Source organism: Legionella pneumophila subsp. fraseri (genome assembly GCF_000586315.1).
Classification (GTDB): Bacteria; Pseudomonadota; Gammaproteobacteria; order Legionellales; family Legionellaceae; genus Legionella; species Legionella pneumophila_B.
In genome coordinates, this window is the sequence record NZ_KK074227.1 from 1 (window position 1) to 20,823 (window position 20,823).

A 20,823-nucleotide genomic window follows, 5' to 3' on the forward strand; every position below is an offset into this window, starting at 1 on the left:
AAGCCAAGGCACGTAGGCGGGGAGCAATTGTCAACACGCCCTATCTATTGAGGATAGATTTTATTCAAGGTATTTATAAACTAAATCACTGATCATGAGAAGTTTGTAACCATTGTAATTTCCATAATTCATAGAGGAAGAGTTGATTATTTTTGTTGTCTAAATAAGGTATTAAGTCTTTTACAGATAGGAATCGATTATTGGCAATAAGGCTGAGTAAGTTTGTTGAAACCCCATAGCTGTCCCATTCTTTCCCATTGACATAAAAATGGCAACGGGATTCTCCGTCAGACATGATATACGCAAAACGACATGAGGCATCTCTTACTATTCCCCGATGATTAGCCAGTTCTTTTATAAACTCATCCAAACTGAGTAATTCATCTTCTTCTAAAGGAAGGGCTAAATGTTGTTCAACTGATTGATCAAGGCTTGTAGCAAAACAACCGAACCAGGGTTTGATGATGTTATCATTTTCCAGGATTTGCCTTAGCAATTGCTTTGCATTGTCCCATGCATTAGGCGATATTTCCGATGTGTTTTTAAGAGCAGACCAATCAGGATCCTGATAGAGGGATTTGAACAGACCATGTTCAGACAAATAATCACCGAGACTATCCCACAGTTCTTGTCCTTGATAACTTCTATAGCCAAAAGAGTAGGTCATACATTCTTCAGATTGAGCGATACCATAATGCCCTATATGGGGTGGTAAATAGAGCATGTCTCCTTCTTCCAGGATAAATTGTTCTTCTACCTCAAATTCTTTCATGATTCGTAATTCAAGACCTTCTATAAAATTGTTCGTATGGCATTTTTTTGAGGTTAATGACCATAGTCGTCGACCTTTAGCCTGATATAAGAAAACATCATAATTATCATAATGAGGGCCAACACTCCCATGAAGAGCGGCATAACTAATCATCACATCATCAACTCGCCATTGGGGAATAAAATTGAAATGATCTAGTAACTCATAGACTTCCGGAACAATACGGTCTACTCCTTGTACTAATAGAGTCCAGTGAGTTTCAGGCAAGTGACTCAAATCGGATTCTTTAAACGGGCCTCTTTTTAAATTCCACTTTGGGCAATGTTCTGGAGTTTCATAGACCAGGCGACTTTCTATTTCTTCCTCAAGAGCAAGTCCTGCCAACTCATCTGGTGTGAGTGGATTAATAAAATCAGGTAAGGCTTGACGAATGATCAGTGGTTTTTTTTGCCAATAGTCATGTAAAAAAGTTTTGACAGTAATTTCTTGAAAGTGAACCATTATTGAAAATCTTATTTTGATGAATGTTGTCTATTTAAGCACTTTGAGGCTCAATAATGCAACCGATATATCAAGCAGGACTTACACACGCTTAGTGTTTTGTGTAAGCATCCTATCAAGTTTAGGCTATTATCTGTTTTAATATCCGTCTCAGGTTTTTAAACAATAAAATGGTTTGTTTTTTATTTTCTTTCTCTTTGCCAAGACGATGTTGCAAACGCAGTTTTTCATAATGATAAAGAAAGGTAGTGATGGTTTCTTCCAGATTGGGAATTTTATTGACTAAAATTTTACATTGTTGATTCAGAGTGGTGGGCGGTTGAGTTGGAATATTGAAGCGGCAAAATTCTTTTTGTAAAAGATGGTATTCATGCAATAAGGGATCTAATATCCTTTTTTGCCTCCATTGATAACAAGCACCTAAGAAAATTATAAATAAAACCAGAGAAATTATGACGATTTGCAATAGATTAACGGCATTCCAGTGTCTTAATCCGATTTTTTCTAATAATTCATATTGGGTATCCTGATTGTAAAAGAGCAGCCAACGCTCGATGAAAAAGCGGGTTGACTCCATATATAATTTGAGTTTCTGAAGCCAGGTTAATCTTGAGGGATCAATGACTAATTGTTGTTTGGCACGCGCAGCTTGCATGGCAACAATAGAAGGCTCTATGCGAGAGGGGGAAATAAATGAAGTGGGATCCAGTTGTTTCCAGCCAGATTCTTTTTGCCAATACTCTAACCAGGCGTGGGCATCATATTGTTTTATAGTTAAATATCTTGCCAGTGGATTCCATTCTCCTCCTTGATAACCAACAATAACCCGGGCGGGGATGCCAACAGATCGTAATATAACAGTTACTGCGCTTGCATAATGCTCACAAAATCCTTTTCTGGAGTCAAACCAGAAATAATCCATTTGGTCATTTTGATTCTCCAGTTTTGGAGGAGTTAAAGTATACCAGTATGATTCCTCTTTTATGTAATTCTGGATGAATTCTATAAAGGCTTTAGGGTCGTAATTTACTTTAGCAAATTGTTGTTTTGCCCAGAGTGTCATTCTGGGATTTAAATGGTTTGGTAATCGGGTATTGAGTATCCAATCTTGCTGAGTCAATGGGGAGTAAGGGGGGGAGCTAATTCGCAAAGCATAAGCAAAACGTTGGGTAATGATGTTTTTATTTTGACTAACCAAACCAAAATTGAGAGAAAATAAGAGTTGAGGATAGCTTGCAATGGGATAACCAAGATAAAACAGCCATTTTTTTTGATGAGGCTCTATAATGACCTCATAATCTCCGGTATCAGAAGTAGCCAACTCCTGTAATGGTGGGAAAGTTGATGAGACATTCCAGGCAGGATTCCAGCTTATACCATTATAAATACTTAAAGTTAATCCTCGCCAATAACCATTTAGTATAGCTTTTCTTTTAAATATAACCCGTAAAGCCGTTCTGTCATCATTTAGAAGATTTGCAACCGAGCCTGGTTCCATCCATTCGCTAAATCCAGTGTGGCTTTTACCCAAGGAAGGTACTTGCCAAAGCGGATTGGCTATACGCGGAAAAAAGTAGAAAAGAAAGACAGTTAATGGTGTTGCAACAAGTAATAGTTTCATACTGTGGCTACTAACTTGTCTTAATGAGGCTTGAGGAGCATTCAATTTTAACAGCAGAGTGAGATTGGCCAGAATTGCAATTAGTAAATAGGGTATGATCAATAATTCTTGCACTACGATTAAGGCAGCGAAGATAAGATAAAAATTACACAATATCAGTATTTTTATATCTCTGACATTATGAATTTCTATGGTTTTTAGTCCAATAAATGCAAGTAAAAAGCCGATAAAAAAACCACTGGAGACAATGCTGCCGTATTGAAATTTTAATAGAAAAAAGCAGCTAATAATCACAATAAAGCGTATCCGCTTGTCAAGCGGTGGATAAGCAAAGTAATCTGTTATCAATTTGTAGCTTATTGACGCCAAGATAAGGATAACAATCCACCAGGGTGCGGTTAAAAAATGAGGAAAGTAACATATCAACATAACCAAAAGAGCATATCTGGTTGTTATCAGAAGAGTATGTTGTTTGGCGGTGAAGTCCATCAATACACCGCCAATTGACGTAAGCAATATCGAAGATGTTCTTCCCCATGGGAAAATTCATCTGGATCGTTTCCCAGCCCGAGTTTGTAAAACTGGCCTTTTGATTCGGCAGTAACCAACCAATAGCTCATGTGCTTCAATTTTTCTTCGAGTGTTTCAATAGGTAAATCATTTAATGTAAAAAGCCAATACATTTCTTCAGCACGGTTCATCGTTTTCAAATACCAGCCTTGTCCTTTTGCTGCAATTTTCCATGCGATAAGATTGGGCTGAATCCAGGGATTTTCTACCTGCTTTAAGTCATAAAATTCATTATCTCCATGAGTGTCTGTTTTCATTTTATTCTGATGATAAAAGGGCATGGGCCAAAAACCGGGATTAACAGGTTGAGGATAAACATAATATTTGCTATCAAAATGGGCATACCCCCATACCTGAAACAGGCCAAAAGGAAAAAAACTGGAAATGGTGATTCTAGGCAGGGTATAACATCCTCTTCCAGTTGTTGCCAGAGGTAAAACAAATCGCAAACCTTGTGGGGGAATTTTTTCTAATCGTGTTACTGATTGATTATTGAGTCGAAGCTCTAGTCCAAAATGAACTCTATTATTTGATTGAATCAATAAATTAACCTGGACAGGGGTTCCTTCATACGCGTCTTCAACTGATACCAATTTAATGGATAACTCTTTAAGATTGGTATGGGCTTCCCAGGCACTTATAAGACCTATAATTGCTAAAAGAAAAGTCATTAAAAAAACAGTGCTAATTTGATAATTGATTGCGCCAGAAAACAGGGACAGTACAACCACGCCATAGGCCCACCCAAATCCAGAGGGTATAATATAAATATTTTTCGAACCAAGAATTTGGGGATTGGTTTTAGAGGCTCGTTTAGAAATCCAGTTTTCCCAATAAGCCTCAATTTTTGTTTTGATTTGTCTTATCACACGGGAACCTCAATTTCACTCATTAATAGTTCGGCTGCAGATAATTGAGTTTGTGATTTTTTAATGATTAAACGATGATTCACAACAGCAGGCATCACTGCTTGTATATCATCAGGTCGGACAAAATCTCTGTCATCAGTTCTGGCAAAGGCTTGAGCGGCATGCACTAATCCCATTCCGGCTCTTGGGCTTAATCCATGATTGAACCATCCCTGATTTCTACTGGCATCCAGAAGCGATTGAACATAATCAAGCACTAATTCAGAAACCAGAACTTTTTGACTCTCTCGCTGTAAAATCTCTAATTGCTGTGGGGTAATGATAGGAGTTAGCTCTCTTAATTTCGTATTCAGGTTTGATGATTTTAAAAGCATACGTTCCGCATCAGGTGGTGGGTAGCCAATGACCAGGCGCATCAGAAATCGATCCAACTGCGATTCAGGTAATGGATAAGTTCCAGTATGGTAGGATGGATTTTGGGTGGCGATAACAAAAAATGGTTGAGGGAGTGGTTCTGTGCCTATATCAGTAGTAACTTGCCTTTCCTCCATTGCTTCTAATAGGGCGCTTTGAGTTTTAGGTGTGGCTCTGTTTATTTCATCAGCGAGAATTAATTGTGAGAATATAGGACCCTTATGAAATTGAAAGACGTTGCGTTGGTGATCATAAATGGATACTCCCAAGAGATCACTCGGCAAAAGGTCGCTGGTAAATTGTATTCGTCTGTATTGCATACCAGTCAGTTGAGCCAAAGCATGGCTAAATGTTGTTTTCCCCATACCTGGGTTGTCTTCAAGAAGCAGGTGACCATTGGCTAATAAACAGGAAATACCTAATCTGATGACTTCTTCTTTTCCTAAAAGAATATCACCTAATGCCTGTTGTAATTGTTTTATCATAATGAAAGCCATTTCAAGATGATTATATGGAAGTATAGACCTTTATGATTTGATTATGGATTATTATTTTGCAAAATACGCTCTAATTCTCCTTTTGCCTGACGCGAGAAATTGATGAGGCTGGCTTCTTCCTCAAAAAAGTCAAAAGATTTAATCAACGTTTCTTCATCATGCTTCTGGAAAGCATTGGCTTTTTTCTCAATTTCTTCAGGTTTATAACCAAGAAATTTTAAAATTTCCTTGGTCATGGTTAACGAGGAGTCAAATAATTCTCTTTTGAAATAATGCACTCCTGCTTTGTGTAACTCGTAGGCGTGTCGTCTATTTCTTGCTCTGGCAAAAATTTTTAATTGAGGAAATTCTTCTTTAGCTAATTTCACAATTTCCAAATTGGTGTCCGGATTTCCGACAGTGACTATGAGCAATTTGGCATGAGCTGCCCCTGCGCTTTTTAACAGATCCAGACGATTCGCATCACCAAAATATCCGGTGTAGCCAAATTTTCTTAATAATTCAACCTGTTCTGGATTTTTTTCCAAAACAGTTACCTTGATGTTTTCACCACTAAGAAAGCGACCAATTATCTGGCCAAAACGGCCATAACCCGCGATAATAATATTATTTTTTTCATGGATAGAGTCGTATTCACGTTCTGGTAATTTGCTTATTAATTTGGGCATCATAAAACGATGGTACAAAAGCATTAAAAAAGGTGTGGCCAACATGGACAGAGCGACTACCAGAGTGAAAAAACTGCTTATTTCCGGGCTGATTACTTTCAAGGTACTTGAGTATTGAAAGAGGACAAAAGCAAATTCTCCTCCTTGTGATAAACCCAGGGCGAATCCAAGCGCCTGGATTTTAGTAAGCTGAAATATCTTGCCGAGTGTAAAGAGAATCAATGCTTTAATGGTAATCAACCCAAGTACGACAGGGATGATTATAGTCATTTGGCTGAAGAGTAGATTGAAGTTAATACCCATTCCGACTGAGATGAAAAATAATCCAAGAAGCAGTCCTTTGAAAGGTTGAATATCAGCTTCTACAGTCCGTTTATATTGAGAGTTAGCTAGAACCATCCCCGCGATAAAGGCCCCCAAAGCAGGAGATACCCCAATCGTTTCCATTAATAAGGTAATTCCAACAACCAGGGACAGGGAAAATGCAGTAAATACTTCACGGATATTGGTTTTTGCAATGATTAAGAATAAGTATCTGGATAAGTAGTGGCCTGCCAAGATAACACCACCGATAATGCCAGCAACGACAATGGCATGAAGCCACTTGGGTAGTTGGGCAATAGCAGTAGCCGTATGAGGGTTAATAGCTGCATTAATTCCATGGTGGTTGCCCAGTAAAGGCAAAATCACCAATATCGGTATGACTGCAATATCCTGAAATAAAAGAACAGCAAAAGAAGTTTCACCCTCTGCTGTTTTCAAAAGATTTTTCTCCTGGAGCATTTGCAAGACTAAAGCGGTTGAAGACAGGGCAAGTGCCATACTGACCGCTACACTGGCTCGCCAATTGTATCCCATCATAACAGCTGCTGAAGAAAGGGCGCTTGTTGTTAACAATACTTGTAAGCCACCCAAGCCAACTATTAATTTTCTCAGCTTCCAGAGCATGATTGGTTCTAACTCCAGACCAATCAAGAATAACATCATGACTACTCCAAATTCTGCAAAGTGCATAATTTGATCGGCATTGCCAATTAGTTTAAGTCCAAAGGGTCCAATGAGCATTCCTACGGTAAGATAACCAATCACAGAACCAAGTCTAAATCGGCTTGCCAGTGGAACCATGATGCTTGCAGCAGCAAGGAAAATGAAAACATTGAGGAGTAAGTGACCGTTCATCTGCTACCTTGAGTTAATTTCATTTTTCATGACAGTTTTTAAATTTTTTACCGCTTCCACATGGACATGGGCTGTTGCGGCCTATTTTTTGCTTGTTTTGTTTATTTGATAACTGTTTATCTACCCCATTGACATAAAACCAAAGGGAATTATCCTTTTGAAACTCACTTAATTCATGAATATTTTTCAACTGATTTCCGTCAAGAAAGGTTGCTATAAATTCAACAAATCCTTTATCCGGACTCTCCAAGTAGCTTTGAATGATTTTCAAACCGAGCCAGGAGACATTTTGAGCCCACTCTTTTGCTGCTGATTCATTGAAAGCAATTAGTGGTTTGCCCTTCATGGTTTGTTTAATATAATCGATTTTTGCAAGAGAATACGCAGTATATCTCGAACGCATTAATTGTTCTGGTGTTTCAGGAGCTTTCTTGCTTTCCAGATAAATCCCACAACATTGCTCATATTTATTTTGTGAACCACAGGGGCAAAGTGTCATTTGATTACCTGTAAAAACTGGTTTATGTCTATTCAGAATTCGTTATATTACCGAATCCTGGATTATATTCTATATGGCATTCCATTATTTCTAAACAGTTTTGTCAAATTAGATTTCTTTGCTTTTATAAAAACACGATGAAAGTGTGATTCATTATTAATCGACATATCAACTTTAGAATGGGTAATGTATGAGCAAGTGCGATATGAATAAATTGGATTTTAAGAGAGGTAGTTGCGTTTTATTTAACATAACTCCTCATTTTATTGAAAAGGATTGCCTCGGTTCTCATATTCTTGCAGTTTATAATTTGCTGGCATTCTATCTGTTAGAGCCTGGCTTGCCTTATCTAAAGTATCGTAGATAACCCCCTGGATAATTTCTTTTACAGGTACTGATTTGCGTTTTTCCAATTCTGAAATCTGTATAGTCAATTTTTCAATTTCTCTTTCGCCAAATAGAGAATGAATCGGAGTATTTTTTCTTATCTTAAACAGGCGTTGAATTTCATGCTCAATTTTATCTAATTCCTCTTTATAAGCACCATACATTGCTTTTTCCATGCAATTGATGATTGATTCTATTGGTTCTGAATAATGAGTGACCAGGGCAACAAAAATTTTTGATAAGGACTCAATTTCTTCATAATAGAGTGTGTGATTCCCTCGTTTCAGAAGATTCATTGCATTGATGCTGTACCCAGGTAATAAAGCAAAACACTCTTCTTTGGAAATAAGTGGTATTTTTTTAGTAAATCTTTTAGGCATAGTGAACTTCCTTTTCATCAATTTACATTATAAGTATAGCATTTTTGTGGTTAATTTTGATCAAGTTGATCTTGCTTTGATGCAATGATTCCATCTAATTACAAACAATCATACTTTATATTTAATGTAATAGTTCTTGGTTAACTGGCACATACCTATAGAGCCGGAAACAGCAAGCATGATAGGGATAAGAAAGATAAAATTAATCCGGGTGAATTCGAAAATGAGGATAATGGCAGTCAAAGGCATTTTTTGTGCCGCAGCAAGAAAAGCCGTGGCACCAATAAGCGCGAAGGCATGGATGGGAGCGGGTGGTAAATACAAATTCCAAATTCCACCTAGAATAGCTCCTAATAAGGCGCCGTTAGCCAGTGAGGGGGTTAGTAAGCCACCTTGTGCTCCTACACGCAAGCTTGACCATACGAATACATTCCTCAACATAAATAATACAATACTTAAACCAATTCCTACTGATTGATCAAACTCCATTTCTGCCGGACTTTTGCCGTTACCTAGTAAAGAAGGAAAATAAATTGCGAATAAGCCAATGATTAAAAAATTAATTAAACAAGCCAATATCATTTGCCAGTTATGCATTGCTTTGCTGCGTTGTATTGTAGCAATTTGAATAAACCAAAAAGCAAAAAAACCTAACACCGGGCTGGCAAGAATAGACCAAAGAATTATAGGTGCACTTAATGAAAATTCAGGGAGTTGATAAATTGATTCATTTCCCAAACCCCACCAAGACACCAGAACTGCTATAGCAGAAGAAGATAATGCAGGAAGCAAGACAGTCCAGTTGGAAGTGCATAACAACACTTCCAAAACAAAAACGGCGCCGCCTAAAGGCACATTATAAACTGCAGCAAGCCCCGCGCCTGCTCCACATGCCAACATTATCTTGCTTTCCTCAGGAGTTAATCCTGCTTTGCTAGATAGCCAGTAAGCAAAGACAGAGCTTACCTCGCGAGGAGCCACCTCTCGTCCCAGAGGTGAGCCCAATGCAATTGTTATGATTTGTAAAAAAGCATGAATGAAGGTACTGAGAGCCGGCATTGGTTTACCTGATTTTATTGCTGATGCAATACTGACTAATGGTTTACCAAAGCGATAAAGTGCCCACCATCCTACACCGGCGATTAAGCCGCAAAGGAATAGTATGCTTATTCTCCGCTCAGCTGAAGAGGCTCTAACTCCCTCCAGAAAAGTTTCATTACTGATGATGTGAAGGGGGCTGTAACCATAGGCAATATGTTGAAGATAATGCAATAACATGGCCAGGCACATGCCTAGAAAACCTGAACCGATTCCCACCAGAACAGTAACCAGAGCAAGACTTACTTTGGAACTTTTAAATAGTTGGTTCTCGGTTGTGGTTAACTCCATTCCCTGGATTCCTTTAAGGTAACTTGTTATCAATTTGCTTATAGGGGTAAGAATTTTATTATTTCTGTATGCAGATTTTTTTGCAAGTGAAACAGATTAATAAATGTAGCTGCTGTAATAGCAAAACTTAAAAAAATATCCATTGTTTGTGATCTTGACAGCACATTGCCTAAAAAGTTAACATTAAATATTCTTTTAATTTCCAGTTTTTTATGAATATAAGACGACAATTAATAAGCAGAAAGTCTTGTCCCCAAAGCTGTAACAGACAGCCTGTTGGATTGTCGCCTGTTGTTTTAAACTCTTTCATCTCAATTGTCATAGTCGTGGTGGTGGTCAGCTTTACCCTTTCCTCTGCTCTGAGACGGCTGCTCTCCTGACTTATCTGCCCCGCCTCAGGGCGATAACAGCAGCAGATAAGACTCAGCGGTTATTGAAATTTTATCACTAACCTGAAGCAAATAAGTTAGGAGTTATTGTGAACACATTTTCAATTAAGAATCCTTTACTAGCTAAAACGTATCTCTGGATTATATGGACCATAGCGGCCTGTTTTTTCTTTTATAAATATTTGATTCAGGTTTCCCCCAGTGTGATGACAGCTGATTTGATGAAAGCATTTCAGGTTAATGCGGCTGGTCTTGGGAATTTGTCGGCTTTTTATTTTTATTCCTATTTATTCATGCAGATTCCTGTAGGTGTGATGTTAGACAGGTACAGTCCAAGATTGCTGACAACCTTTGCCATTTTTGTCTGCAGTATCAGTACTTATATTTTTTCTCAAACCAATACTTTATGGTTGGCTTGCTTAAGTCGAGCATTGATGGGAGCAGGAGCAGCTTTTGCTGCGGTATCTTGTTTTAAGTTAGCTGCTGTGTGGTTTTCACCAAAGCGATTTGCTTTAGTATCAGGAATGTTTATGACAGCGGCCATGTTAGGTGCTGTGGGAGGGCAGATGCCTTTAGCATTTTTGGTTCAACATGAAGGTTGGCGCAAGGCACTTGAATTGGTCAGTGTAATGGGAATTATCTTGGGGGTCGTGTATTTTCTCGTTTTAAGAGATAAGCCTGCACAAACTCAGCCTATGTCAAATAGGAAGGAGCCCATTATTCAATTGTTAAGACGTATTATCGTTAACCGGCAGGCATGGGCTTTGTCATTATATAGTGGATTAGCTTTTGCTCCTGTTTCGGTTTTTGGTGGATTATGGGGAGTTCCTTTTTTGGAAAAGGCTTATCTCTTGTCTCGTACCGATGCGGCTCTTGCTATTTCATTTATTTTTGTCGGTTTTGCGGCAGGCGCGCCATTTTGGGGATGGTTTTCTGATTTTATCAGACGTAGAAAGCCTATTTTGTTTACAGGAACATGTTCAGCTTTATTATGTTTATTGATTGTTATTTATAGCTCAAACCAAAATTTACTTACTTTAATTATTCTTTTATTTCTCTTTGGCTTTGGAGCAAGTGGATTTTTTACCAGCTTTGCAATGATCAGGGAATTATTTCCTTTGGTGCTTGTGGCTACAGTGCTCGGTATTATGAATACGTTTAATTCGGTGTTTGAGGCTTTGTTTGAGCCACTGGTTGGTGCCTTGCTGGATTGGACATGGGAGGGGACCGTGGTGGATGGTATTCATCAATTTACTTTGCACGGGTACTATTTTTCTCTTTTATTGTTGCCTCTCTCTTTAATTTTAGCCTTGTTAACCTTGTTATTGATTGATGAAACCTATTGTCGAACCAAGGAAGAGGTGGAGTAAACCTCCTCTTTATTGGTTGCAGGTTATTTTTTGAGGCAGGAAACCATATGGGCCTTTCGCGTTTGGATTAAAAATCACAGTACATCCTTTTGTTTTTTGAGGCAATTGTTGTGTCAGTTCAATTCCTGTTTGATTGTAATGACACACAATGTAAATGGTATCATGAGGAGAAAACTTCCATTCGGCTTTTTTCTTATTGATATGGTTTGGTTTTAAGCTGGCTTGACCTTTGGGGTGGCCGGAATAAAAAGACACATTACCCAGATAATTGTTTTTAATCCCGCTCAGGGTTTCCCATCCATCCGGAGATGTCTGTATACGTTCAAGCGTATTGATTTCTTTAGGGCATTGAGGGATATAGGTTTTTGCTTGTAAAAAAGCAGAAAATCCCATTAATGCCAAGCCAATTATCTTGTTCCAATTGCACACGGAAGCCCCCCATTTAGTAAACAGGCATCATATCATTAAATGATTAAAATGATTATCTGGTTGCCTTCAAATTGATCCTTGCAAGTATTGTGAACTCTGGATCATTTTTTAATAATTCAAATATTCTGTATAAATTTAAAGGCAATAAAACCGAATGTAAAATAAATATAGGATGTAAATGATAACCCAAACCGTAAGTAATGAACGCAACATTACTACAAACGGCTATGAGTCTTAATGTCAGAATTTTTTTGACATAAAATGTTGCAAAGACTAAAGAAGAAGCTACATATCCAACCAAATCAATCATTGATTCCATTTTAACCTCCACTTCCAAATCCCTTTCATTCAACATAACACTGACCAGAGGATATTAGCAAGTTTTTTAATCAATTCTTATGGTTTTCTTAAGCGTTGAAATGTATAATAGATGATCTTTGAGTTAAATATATTACCAAACAGGAATTTTTTTTTATATTTGGAGACAATATGCCCCTTACTTCGTTAAAAAAATTTTTAAAAGATATTCGAAAGGACAATATAAAACAGCATCAGGTAAAACTTGTTTTAAAAACATCTCAGGATATTCAATTATTTTTAAATGCTATGCGAGATTCAAGAAATCAGGGAGTTTCATCCTTATCTGAACTTGATCTAAGCAATACTCGCTTTACTAATCAAGAGTTAAGTGATTTAGTCACTGCCCTTAATAATATACCTGGAATTAAATCTTTACGTTTGGATTCTTGTGGTCTTAAGGATAGTGACACAGTGGAGCTTTTCAAATTAACGCACATCAAAAAATTATCATTGAAAAGTAATTACTTAAAGAACCGCCCTATGTTTAATTCTATGCTTGAAGCGTTATATTTGGATTATAATACAGAACTTAGCGCAAGTTATGTATTATTTAGTTTAAGTCGCAATGCTGCTGCTTTAAAAAAATTATCCTTGCGTAATTGTGGTGTTACTGATGCTAATTTAGAGTATTTGACTCGGCCTGAGTCGAGGTTAAAAAGTCTGACACACTTTAATTTGCGAAGAAATAATATTACTCACCAAGGAGTAGATAGCATTGCTCATCTTCAATCGTTGACTACTATTGATTTAAGTCAAAATACTGGAATTGGTGATGAGGGTGTATCCAGGCTTGCGCTTTTAAAGCAGTTAAGAACCCTGTATTTGGATAATTGTGGAATAGGGGCAGAGGGAATTAAGGCAATTGCCAAAATGAATTTGCAGACTGTTGATTTGAGTTTCAATCCCGGGTTAAAAAAAGAATGGGGATTGGATGACATTCGACCTAATCATACCATTCGAACATTATTGTTAACATTTTGCAGCTTAAATGATAATCATGCCAAGCTTATTGTTTCGAAGTTTCCAGCGGCTACCGATTTAAATGTTGCGAATAATAATATGACCAGGGCAGGGGTAAAGACTTTATTGAGTAACCCGATTATAGAAAATTTGGATGTCAGTACCCAATCGCTTTATGCAAAAGCAACAGGAGCTTCTGGCACTGGTATGATCTCTCCCCGAATAATGATGAAGAAAAAGGAAATAAAACAACAGGAAAAAGAAAAAGCGCAAGATTTGCTAGATACTATTTGTAATACAATCACACTAAAGAGTATTAATCTGGAACATACAGGCATAACCTCCAGGATGTTATTGAGTTTAATTCCAGATGAAACAGATCACAAACGGTATCTTAAGAAAATTAATGGTGTTTCCTGTAAAGAGCTTAAGCCAAAATTAGAACAACAAATTGCCTTGAGAAAAGCTGAAAAACAAAGTTCTCCTCCTGTAATCATTGCAGTGGAAGATTCCAAACCAAGTGATTTAATGATTAAATCTGGCAGTAGTTCCAAGACTGAGGCGCAAACTAGAGAAGATGGCTTGATAGCCAGTCCTGATGAAAAAATAAAAGCTCTGGAACTAGAGAATCAAAAATTAAAGGATGAATTGGCAACAGCTCGTAAAAGAATTTTTGAATTGGAAAATCAGTCTTTATCTGGATCCAAAACAAGAAAAAAAACCTCAATACCACCATTGGCAATCCCGGTGATGTTTCAGGATTTTGCAAAACCAGGAAAAAATGAAACAGATGACAACATCAGCAACTCAATAACGGCAATCCCGAAATAGCACAATTATTGTAAATGCATTCAGCATGACTAACATCCACTTGGATGTTAGTCATGTATTGTTTTACTTTTTCTTGCCAAAAATCTGAGTTAAGTGACCAATAATGGTTTCAACGGCATTTCGGCATGCCGGTGTTTCAGAGAGATCATTGAGCATCAGGAAATCATGGATTGTGCCCAGATGACGAACTGCAGTCACTGTCACACCCGCTGCGTTGAGTTTATGGGCATAGGCTTCGCCCTCATCACGCAAAACATCACACTCACCAGTGATGACCAGTGCTGGTGGTAGGCCTTTAAGTTGTTCAAGAGAGGCTTGCAGCGGACTTGCTGTAATTTCCTTTCTTTTTTCTTTATTGGGCAAATACTTATCCCAAAACCACTCCATCGCTTTTTTGGTTAGCCAGGGGCCTTCAGCAAATTCTTTATAGGAAGCGTTATCAAAATTGGCATCAGTTACTGGATAAATGAGTACTTGATAATCAATTTTTGGGCCACCACGTTCTTTGGCAAGGAGAGTCATGACACTGGTCATATTACCGCCAACACTGTCACCTGCAGCGACAAATCGTGAAGTATCCAGATTAAATTGCTTGCCGTGTTCTGATATATATTTCATGGCAGCGTAAGATTCTTCTATTTGTGTCGGGTATTGAGCTTCCGGAGCTAAGGTGTATTTAACAAACACGACTGCAGCGTGGGTACCCACTGCTATTTCTCGAACGAGACGACCATGAGTTTGATAATCGCCAAAAACCCAGCCAGCACCATGGAAAAACATGATGACCGGTAAGGTTTCTTTTGCACCTTTAGGGCGAACAATACGAATATCAACCTTCCCTCCAGGTCCTGTTGGCAAAGTTTTGTCCTCTACATCAACATCAGGTTTCTCGGAGGGTAAGGCTTGCAATTGATCAAATATGGCTCTTCCTTCAGCAACCGGGATGTCATAAATTGGTTTTCCACCTGCATTTTGTATTTTTTCAACAAATGCCCATGTTTTTGGTTCTATTTTTTTGCTTAAATCCATTTTGATTTTCCTTAATTTATAATAAAGATGGTTACTTATGTATAGTATATTTAATTGAAAAATCAAGGAAAATAGAATTCGTTTGTGGATAACAATAACCGATGGATGGTGTGTGGGATTGTGTTTACAAAGAATTAAGTTTGGTTTTGGAATCGATCAAATTAATTTGCAAAAATATTAAATCAATTCAATGATATAAATTAGGTAAAATTAATTTATGAGTAAATTATGCCCAGATTTTTTGAGAAAGGTTCGCAATATTCAGGAGAAACTATTTCCAGCGATTCCTTTTTAATGACAAAAATAATTGAAGCAGCAATTCCCTCTGCTGATAAGGGAACTGTTTCTGCAGAAAAAATGCTTGGCATGGTTAATCCAAATCAAATAGAAATAATCTCAGGTAGTGAGAATGCATACCGTTTAATTGTTGATAAAATTAAAGAGGCTAAAAAACAAATACTTATTCAGGCTTTTGTATGGGAACCTGGTACTCAGGTTATCAAAGATATCCGAAAAGCGCTTTGTGACATTAAACATGAAGTAGAAGTATTTCTTCTGGTCGATCAGTTGGATCGCTTGGCTCAAGTTTTTTATCATGGCGAAATATTTCCTAAAAAGCCAAAACATGATCCCGCCAGTTTAGGTTTAGATAATTTACCTCAGAATATTATATTGCATATAGGTACTCATGTTCATAATTCTATTGCGTCCAACCATAATAAAGCCATCTGGATTGATGGCGATGTCATTTTAACAGGAGCTAATTTTCAGAAGGAAAATTATGGTCCTAATGGGTTTCATGATGCCGCCATGTTTATTCCTGGAGGCGCAGCAGAAGCAGTTTTTTACGATTTTAAAGCCATGTGGGATAAGCGTACCAATAAATCTGATGCTCCGGAAATTTCTCCCAGATATATAGGACAGGAGTCAAAAGAACCCTATACAAATTCTTGTTCTGTACTCTATGTGACAAATACTATTAGACAGAAATTGGCGGTACTCCCTTTTTATAGGGCGCCTTTACCAGAGGATCCTTTGAATAACGCTTACATGGCTGCGATTAAATATGCTAAACATACTATCCGGATTGCTGTTCCCAATTTAAATACTCCTGAAATCATCCATGCTCTGGCGGATTTTATAAATAATAGAAATGGCCATGTCTGTCTATTGATGGGGAAAGGATTCAATGATTCTCGTGAGAGGTTCTATGGTGGAACAAATCAGAGTTCGATAGAATATTTTAGTTCACTGCTTGATGAGGATAAGCGAGATAACTTGCAAATTCGTTGGTTTTATCGGGTGAATAACGATGAAATTTCTATGAAGGGAGAGGTTATCCATATGAAATTTATGGCAATTGATGATCAGGTTGTTATTTACGGTTCATCGAACCTTGATTTGCTAAGTTTACATAATAGCCATGAAACAAATATCGTAATTGATAACGCTGATTTTGCACAAAGAGCAATAGAACAATTATATCTACCTGTCTTTGAAACGGGTATACCAGTATTGATATTCCCTAAAAGAACCTGTTTTGCTTGTTCTTGATTTTATGTTGTTTTGAGCAAGCGAATATTAATTTTAAACCTGATACATGAGTTCGACATAAAAAACAACTCCATTTTTATCCAAACTCATGCAAATTACCATCAATGTATTTAAGTTTTGGATACATAGGCATTGTAAATGCTCAAGTTCACACAGGCCAGGTTATATAAATACAAGTAGCCTTATTGGTTAGCTTTTTGCAATGCTTGCTGCTGTATTTGTTTAATCTGCTCCTGTAGGGTTGTTTGTACTTGTTTAATCTGATCTTGAGTTTGAGAATTGACTGTTTGAATTTGTTCTTGTAATTGAGATTGAACTTGTTTAATTTGATTTTGTAATTGGGTATTTAAAGCATCCAGTTGTTGCTGTTGTTTTGTTTGCATTTCCTGTAATTGAGATTGAATCTGAGCGTTTAATTGCTGAATCTGCTCAACCGGTGTACCGGTCAATTGAGCTGGAGTTTCATCAGCATAAGTTAGGTTAAACAAGGATGCCAACATCAAAGAAGGAAGTACATAAAGTATCACTTTTTTCATTTTTTATCTCCATTAATGAAAAGTCCTAATTATCTAATTTACTTTGTTTTCATAGAAATGCTAATTTAACTATAGCAGAATCAGGATAAAAGCAGACCTGGCTGAGATACAATCGAAAGAGTTAGCCGACATTTATAAAATATGGAAAAATTATGAGCAATGACTTGTGTATGCGCTGTTATATTTCAGGAAGAGTACAGGGTGTATCGTATCGTGCCTCTGCCCAAAAAATGGCGAAACAATTAATGATTACTGGTTGGGCTAAGAATTTATTGGATGGTCGTGTTGAGGTCTTTGCATGTGGAAAAGAAGATAAGTTAGATGAATTTTATATTTGGTTGCAACAAGGGCCACTTAATGCAAGGGTTGATGTTTGTACACGCGAGAATTTACCTTGGGAAGATTATATCACTTTTGATGTCTTATAAAAAAAGCCTATTGTGATTTAATTTTTGCCTGCCATGCCTTCGAATAGATACAAGCTATACTCAATAAAGAAGGTACAGCTTATGGAATTAAAAAGACAGTGTATTAACGGGGTAGCAGGTGTTTCTTTATCTTTATTGGCGGTGTTAATCCATCCACTCTTTGCTGAAGATGCCCCACAGTTTGTTAAAGGTCAATCCCAGTTACCAGCGGCAAAGGATCCAGCGGATAGTGACTGGCTTGCTGATATTATTGGCTTACCTAATGAAGAGCAAGTTGAAAACCTTACCAGACATGTTGCTGAGGTGATGACAGAAGAGGAAGACACGAATTGTAATGCAATAGACTACAATCTCAGGATGCTTGTTTTTCAAAATTTTGTAATTTATCAGCATATGGCGAATGCACAACACCATTATTTCAAAGAAAAAATGGTACTAAAATATGCTCACGTTCTTGCCATGATTCTAAAAGAAAGTAGTGGTGACCCAACCAATGTTACGGATATGGATGGTCGCTCAATATCTACAAGCAGACCAGGTACTAATTTGCTACGATGGAGCAAGCTACTAAAACTAACAATGCAAAATGGAATTAAATTGAATTATCAAACTAATTTTGGACTGACACAGCTCTCTGCTGACAGGTTGTTTGTTGCCTTTAAATTAGCTCAAGGAGGTAGTCATAACAAAGATTTTCTAGAAGGGAAATATGGTGATGCAACCCCTAACAAAGTAGATTTGAATTCAGCCATCGCCATTCGCAGGTTAATTTGGGTTTATCAGGGCTTTGCTCAAGGGCGATTAACACAAAACGATGAATGTATTCATGAGGAGGATATCTATAAACCCGAGTTTAATGAAAGATACCAAACTGGCTTGAAAATGGCTCTTTTGTACTGTGGTACCAAATTTTTGTATCGCGTTGATGATCAATCTATTTGGACTAATCAAAATTCGGCCTTTGAAACTGCTATGGCCTCTGTTGCTTATTGCAGGCTGGGTAATTCAAAAACAGGATATGGCAAGGATGAAATGGATGAAAGATGTTTTGCAGAATGGGTAACTTTATGTCCGGCTTTAAATGTGAATATAGCACTCCTTACACCGCTTAGTTATTTTCAAACCAGAAAAATTAAACCAGTGTGTATCGATACGTTTAATCGTTTGCTCAATAAAGAACCTAAAAATCGATAGCCTTTGTTTTATCACATTGAACATTTAAAATCCTACCGTTACTTGCTGTTTACCTGTTAATCCAATTAACAGGTTTTGATGATTAGAACACCTCAGTGGAGGGAAATTTGTTCTGAATCTTGTAAAAAAGATAATGCGCATTGATGTGCTATATTTTCCACTGTTAATCACAGTTTTGGCTTTGAATGCAATTTCCGTCAGAATCACATTGCTGGACTGTCTGGCAGTTATACCCCGTATTATTTATTATATATGTTGGCGTAGCATATACTGGAGCAACCCAGCCATAGCCTGGATGATAATTACCTACGTTTATGACATCATGATTGTAATAATCTGGATGATACCATCCTATATCACCTGCATTTGTGTGAATTCCACCAACGAAATGAGCTCCAGCACAAACCATAGAAGTAAATAAAGCAATGACGAGGATAACTGTGCGAGAAATGGATAAATTCCATTTAGGGTTACTCATAATCGTCTCCTTTTAAATGAATTATTCCACTAATGACAGCCATTATTCTAAAAGTATAGTTCTTTTATAGGTCTATAAGGTTTTATATTGCCCTAAAGTAAAAGAAATTAACTGATTCAATGTAATTTGCATATGGGCAATGGATCCCAAGTAGCGCCCTGATATTTCTTTAAATGAGATAGCGTCGTATTTTGGTGTCATTGCCCCAGCGATTCATGCCGCAATAATGCAAGGGTTGATGTTTGTACATGCGAGAATTTACCTTGGGAAGATTATATAAGTTTTGATGTGTTATAAAGAAGTTCAATACGACTTATTCCAGAATATAATTTACTGTTTATTCAAACGGTTTGGTATTCCAGTTATTGAAAATAAATACGACAACGAAAACAACAAGAAAAATCATTAACAACCGTATTAATAGATATTTTTGTGCTGCTCTTACACCACAATTTGCCATTATTCGATAATGTATGATTTTGTAGCGAGTTAGATTTATACGGGTTTTTTTAAATTTTGTATAAATTTGTCCATTTTTTTTAAATCGCAATGGTTTGGAATCAGAAAAAAACTTGGTTCCATAGTCGCAAAGTATCTGCTCGCCGGGGAGAATGTCTGTTTTTGCCTGAAAAAGACAGAGTTCTATGCCATGAATGGATAAGGGAAGTGCAATACAGTTAGCGGTGAGTAACGAATTAGCATCCAACTGTTCATTTTTCTTCGCATCAGGCGCATGATTAATAAATCGGGTAATATTGCCTAAGAATTTTGCATCAGTATATAAATTAAGGGTATCGTTCCGGGGGAGGAAAGTATAGCAAAGATCAGTTGGTTTTCTAACAGTTTTCATGCCAGTATATAAAGCCAAGCTCTCTCCCTTTTTTATAAGGGTTTTAGAATATAGACCAAAGTCAATTCCGGGTTTTATATAGCGCAATTCAAAACGGTTTAAATCGGTTGCTTGCTTTAAAAATTTTATCAGTTCTTTGTCATAGCAATATAGTAAATCCCCATTAACTGAGGGTGGGAGATCTTTGACGGTAAATGTGTCATCAATAAGTATCGTATCTGTGTACTTAAATGGCATTCCTAGAATTTGACTTAGTAATTTATTCAGCTGTTCAATGGTAATAATTTCCAGAGCTTTTTTATTAGGATGTATTGAAAAATAAATGGCATCATTGTCTTGATGATTACTAAAATCCTTCGTGGGAGTTAATTTAAATACACAGGCTGCGGGGTTATCTACATGTATAAGAATGCTATACACATAAATTGCTGCATAAAATAACTCATCCAAAGTGCTGTATTCATAATGAAAAAAATAATTATTTATCGCTGAGTAAGGTTCATTTAACAAGGGATGAATAAAATCAGATTTGGTATATAACTCCTGTAGCTGAAATTTGTGATTATTATCAGAAAAGAGACATTGTCGAGATAAAATGTCAATAGTCACCGTTTGATTAGAGAATTTGGGGTTTTGATTAGTTAGAATAATTTGAACCAATTGTCACCT

The 20,823-nt window shown here is 37.1% G+C and carries 18 protein-coding genes and 2 pseudogenes; 6 read left to right on the forward strand and 14 right to left on the reverse strand.

The features are described from left to right. Positions 1-85: 85 nt before the first annotated feature. From CC34_RS0113530 to CC34_RS0113565, 8 genes are all read right to left on the reverse strand, one after another. Positions 86-1,273 carry a JmjC domain-containing protein gene (locus tag CC34_RS0113530; protein WP_028378628.1) on the reverse strand — a complete coding sequence of 396 codons (1,188 nt, stop codon included), beginning with the start codon at positions 1,271-1,273 and terminating at the stop codon, positions 86-88. 121 nt (positions 1,274-1,394) lie between these two features. Further along, positions 1,395-3,383, reverse strand: coding sequence for a transglutaminase TgpA family protein (locus CC34_RS0113535; protein ID WP_028378629.1), 1,989 nt, complete (start codon positions 3,381-3,383; stop codon positions 1,395-1,397). Continuing rightward, a complete protein-coding gene (locus CC34_RS0113540; RefSeq protein WP_027227793.1) occupies positions 3,383-4,333 on the reverse strand; it encodes a membrane protein in 951 nt (316 codons plus the stop codon). The genes CC34_RS0113535 and CC34_RS0113540 overlap by 1 nt, the downstream gene beginning before the upstream one ends. After that, on the reverse strand, positions 4,330-5,232 hold the full coding sequence (locus CC34_RS0113545) for an AAA family ATPase (protein ID WP_032830257.1): 903 nt from the start codon (positions 5,230-5,232) through the stop codon (positions 4,330-4,332). The genes CC34_RS0113540 and CC34_RS0113545 overlap by 4 nt, the downstream gene beginning before the upstream one ends. Before the next feature lie 53 nt (positions 5,233-5,285). After that, entirely contained in the window at positions 5,286-7,091 is a 1,806-nt protein-coding gene (locus CC34_RS0113550; RefSeq protein ID WP_027227795.1) for a monovalent cation:proton antiporter-2 (CPA2) family protein, read from the reverse strand. Positions 7,092-7,110: 19 nt separating this feature from the next. Continuing rightward, entirely contained in the window at positions 7,111-7,590 is a 480-nt protein-coding gene (locus CC34_RS0113555; protein WP_027227796.1) for a YchJ family protein, read from the reverse strand. 263 nt (positions 7,591-7,853) lie between these two features. Next, positions 7,854-8,357: a hypothetical protein gene (locus CC34_RS0113560; protein ID WP_027227797.1), complete on the reverse strand. Its 504-nt coding sequence runs from the start codon at positions 8,355-8,357 to the stop codon at positions 7,854-7,856. Between the two features lie 108 nt (positions 8,358-8,465). Beyond that, entirely contained in the window at positions 8,466-9,746 is a 1,281-nt protein-coding gene (locus CC34_RS0113565) for a chloride channel protein (RefSeq protein WP_027227798.1), read from the reverse strand. A gap of 478 nt (positions 9,747-10,224) precedes the next feature. Between CC34_RS0113565 and CC34_RS0113575 the strand changes: the two genes are divergently transcribed. Continuing rightward, positions 10,225-11,505, forward strand: coding sequence for an MFS transporter (locus CC34_RS0113575; protein ID WP_027227799.1), 1,281 nt, complete (start codon positions 10,225-10,227; stop codon positions 11,503-11,505). Positions 11,506-11,514: 9 nt separating this feature from the next. On the opposite strand, the gene CC34_RS0113580 is transcribed toward CC34_RS0113575, so the two are convergent. Both CC34_RS0113580 and CC34_RS0113585 read right to left on the reverse strand, forming a co-directional pair. After that, positions 11,515-11,934 (reverse strand): STY0301 family protein, encoded by a 420-nt coding sequence (locus CC34_RS0113580; protein WP_027227800.1) that lies wholly within the window; start codon positions 11,932-11,934, stop codon positions 11,515-11,517. Positions 11,935-11,986: 52 nt separating this feature from the next. Then, positions 11,987-12,253: a hypothetical protein gene (locus CC34_RS0113585; RefSeq protein WP_013101554.1), complete on the reverse strand. Its 267-nt coding sequence runs from the start codon at positions 12,251-12,253 to the stop codon at positions 11,987-11,989. 111 nt (positions 12,254-12,364) lie between these two features. On the opposite strand from CC34_RS0113585, the pseudogene legLC8 reads away from it, so the two are divergent. Beyond that, a pseudogene (legLC8, locus tag CC34_RS0113590) lies at positions 12,365-14,085 on the forward strand (Dot/Icm T4SS effector LegLC8). A gap of 63 nt (positions 14,086-14,148) precedes the next feature. Here legLC8 and CC34_RS0113595 read toward each other — a convergent pair. Then, a complete protein-coding gene (locus CC34_RS0113595; RefSeq protein WP_027227802.1) occupies positions 14,149-15,114 on the reverse strand; it encodes an alpha/beta hydrolase in 966 nt (321 codons plus the stop codon). 228 nt (positions 15,115-15,342) lie between these two features. Between CC34_RS0113595 and CC34_RS0113605 the strand changes: the two genes are divergently transcribed. Then, the gene (locus CC34_RS0113605; protein WP_027227803.1) at positions 15,343-16,668 is read left to right on the forward strand and encodes a phospholipase D-like domain-containing protein; all 1,326 of its coding nucleotides are present in this window, start codon (positions 15,343-15,345) and stop codon (positions 16,666-16,668) included. 182 nt (positions 16,669-16,850) lie between these two features. Here the strand turns inward: CC34_RS0113605 and CC34_RS0113610 are convergent, their stop codons facing one another. Continuing rightward, entirely contained in the window at positions 16,851-17,204 is a 354-nt protein-coding gene (locus tag CC34_RS0113610) for a hypothetical protein (RefSeq protein WP_027227804.1), read from the reverse strand. Between the two features lie 152 nt (positions 17,205-17,356). Between CC34_RS0113610 and CC34_RS0113615 the strand changes: the two genes are divergently transcribed. Beyond that, positions 17,357-17,632 carry an acylphosphatase gene (locus CC34_RS0113615; protein WP_027227805.1) on the forward strand — a complete coding sequence of 92 codons (276 nt, stop codon included), beginning with the start codon at positions 17,357-17,359 and terminating at the stop codon, positions 17,630-17,632. Positions 17,633-17,713: 81 nt separating this feature from the next. Further along, on the forward strand, positions 17,714-18,826 hold the full coding sequence (locus CC34_RS0113620; RefSeq protein ID WP_027227806.1) for a hypothetical protein: 1,113 nt from the start codon (positions 17,714-17,716) through the stop codon (positions 18,824-18,826). Positions 18,827-18,989: 163 nt separating this feature from the next. On the opposite strand, the gene CC34_RS0113625 is transcribed toward CC34_RS0113620, so the two are convergent. Further along, on the reverse strand, positions 18,990-19,304 hold the full coding sequence (locus CC34_RS0113625; RefSeq protein ID WP_027227807.1) for a hypothetical protein: 315 nt from the start codon (positions 19,302-19,304) through the stop codon (positions 18,990-18,992). Positions 19,305-19,529: 225 nt separating this feature from the next. Between CC34_RS0113625 and CC34_RS1000000117595 the strand changes: the two are divergent. Next, positions 19,530-19,601: pseudogene (locus tag CC34_RS1000000117595) on the forward strand (acylphosphatase); the annotation flags it as partial. 40 nt (positions 19,602-19,641) lie between these two features. Here the strand turns inward: CC34_RS1000000117595 and CC34_RS0113630 are convergent. Next, positions 19,642-20,814, reverse strand: a complete 1,173-nt coding sequence (locus CC34_RS0113630) for an SET domain-containing protein-lysine N-methyltransferase (RefSeq protein WP_027227808.1) — start codon at positions 20,812-20,814, stop codon at positions 19,642-19,644. Positions 20,815-20,823 lie beyond the last annotated feature (9 nt).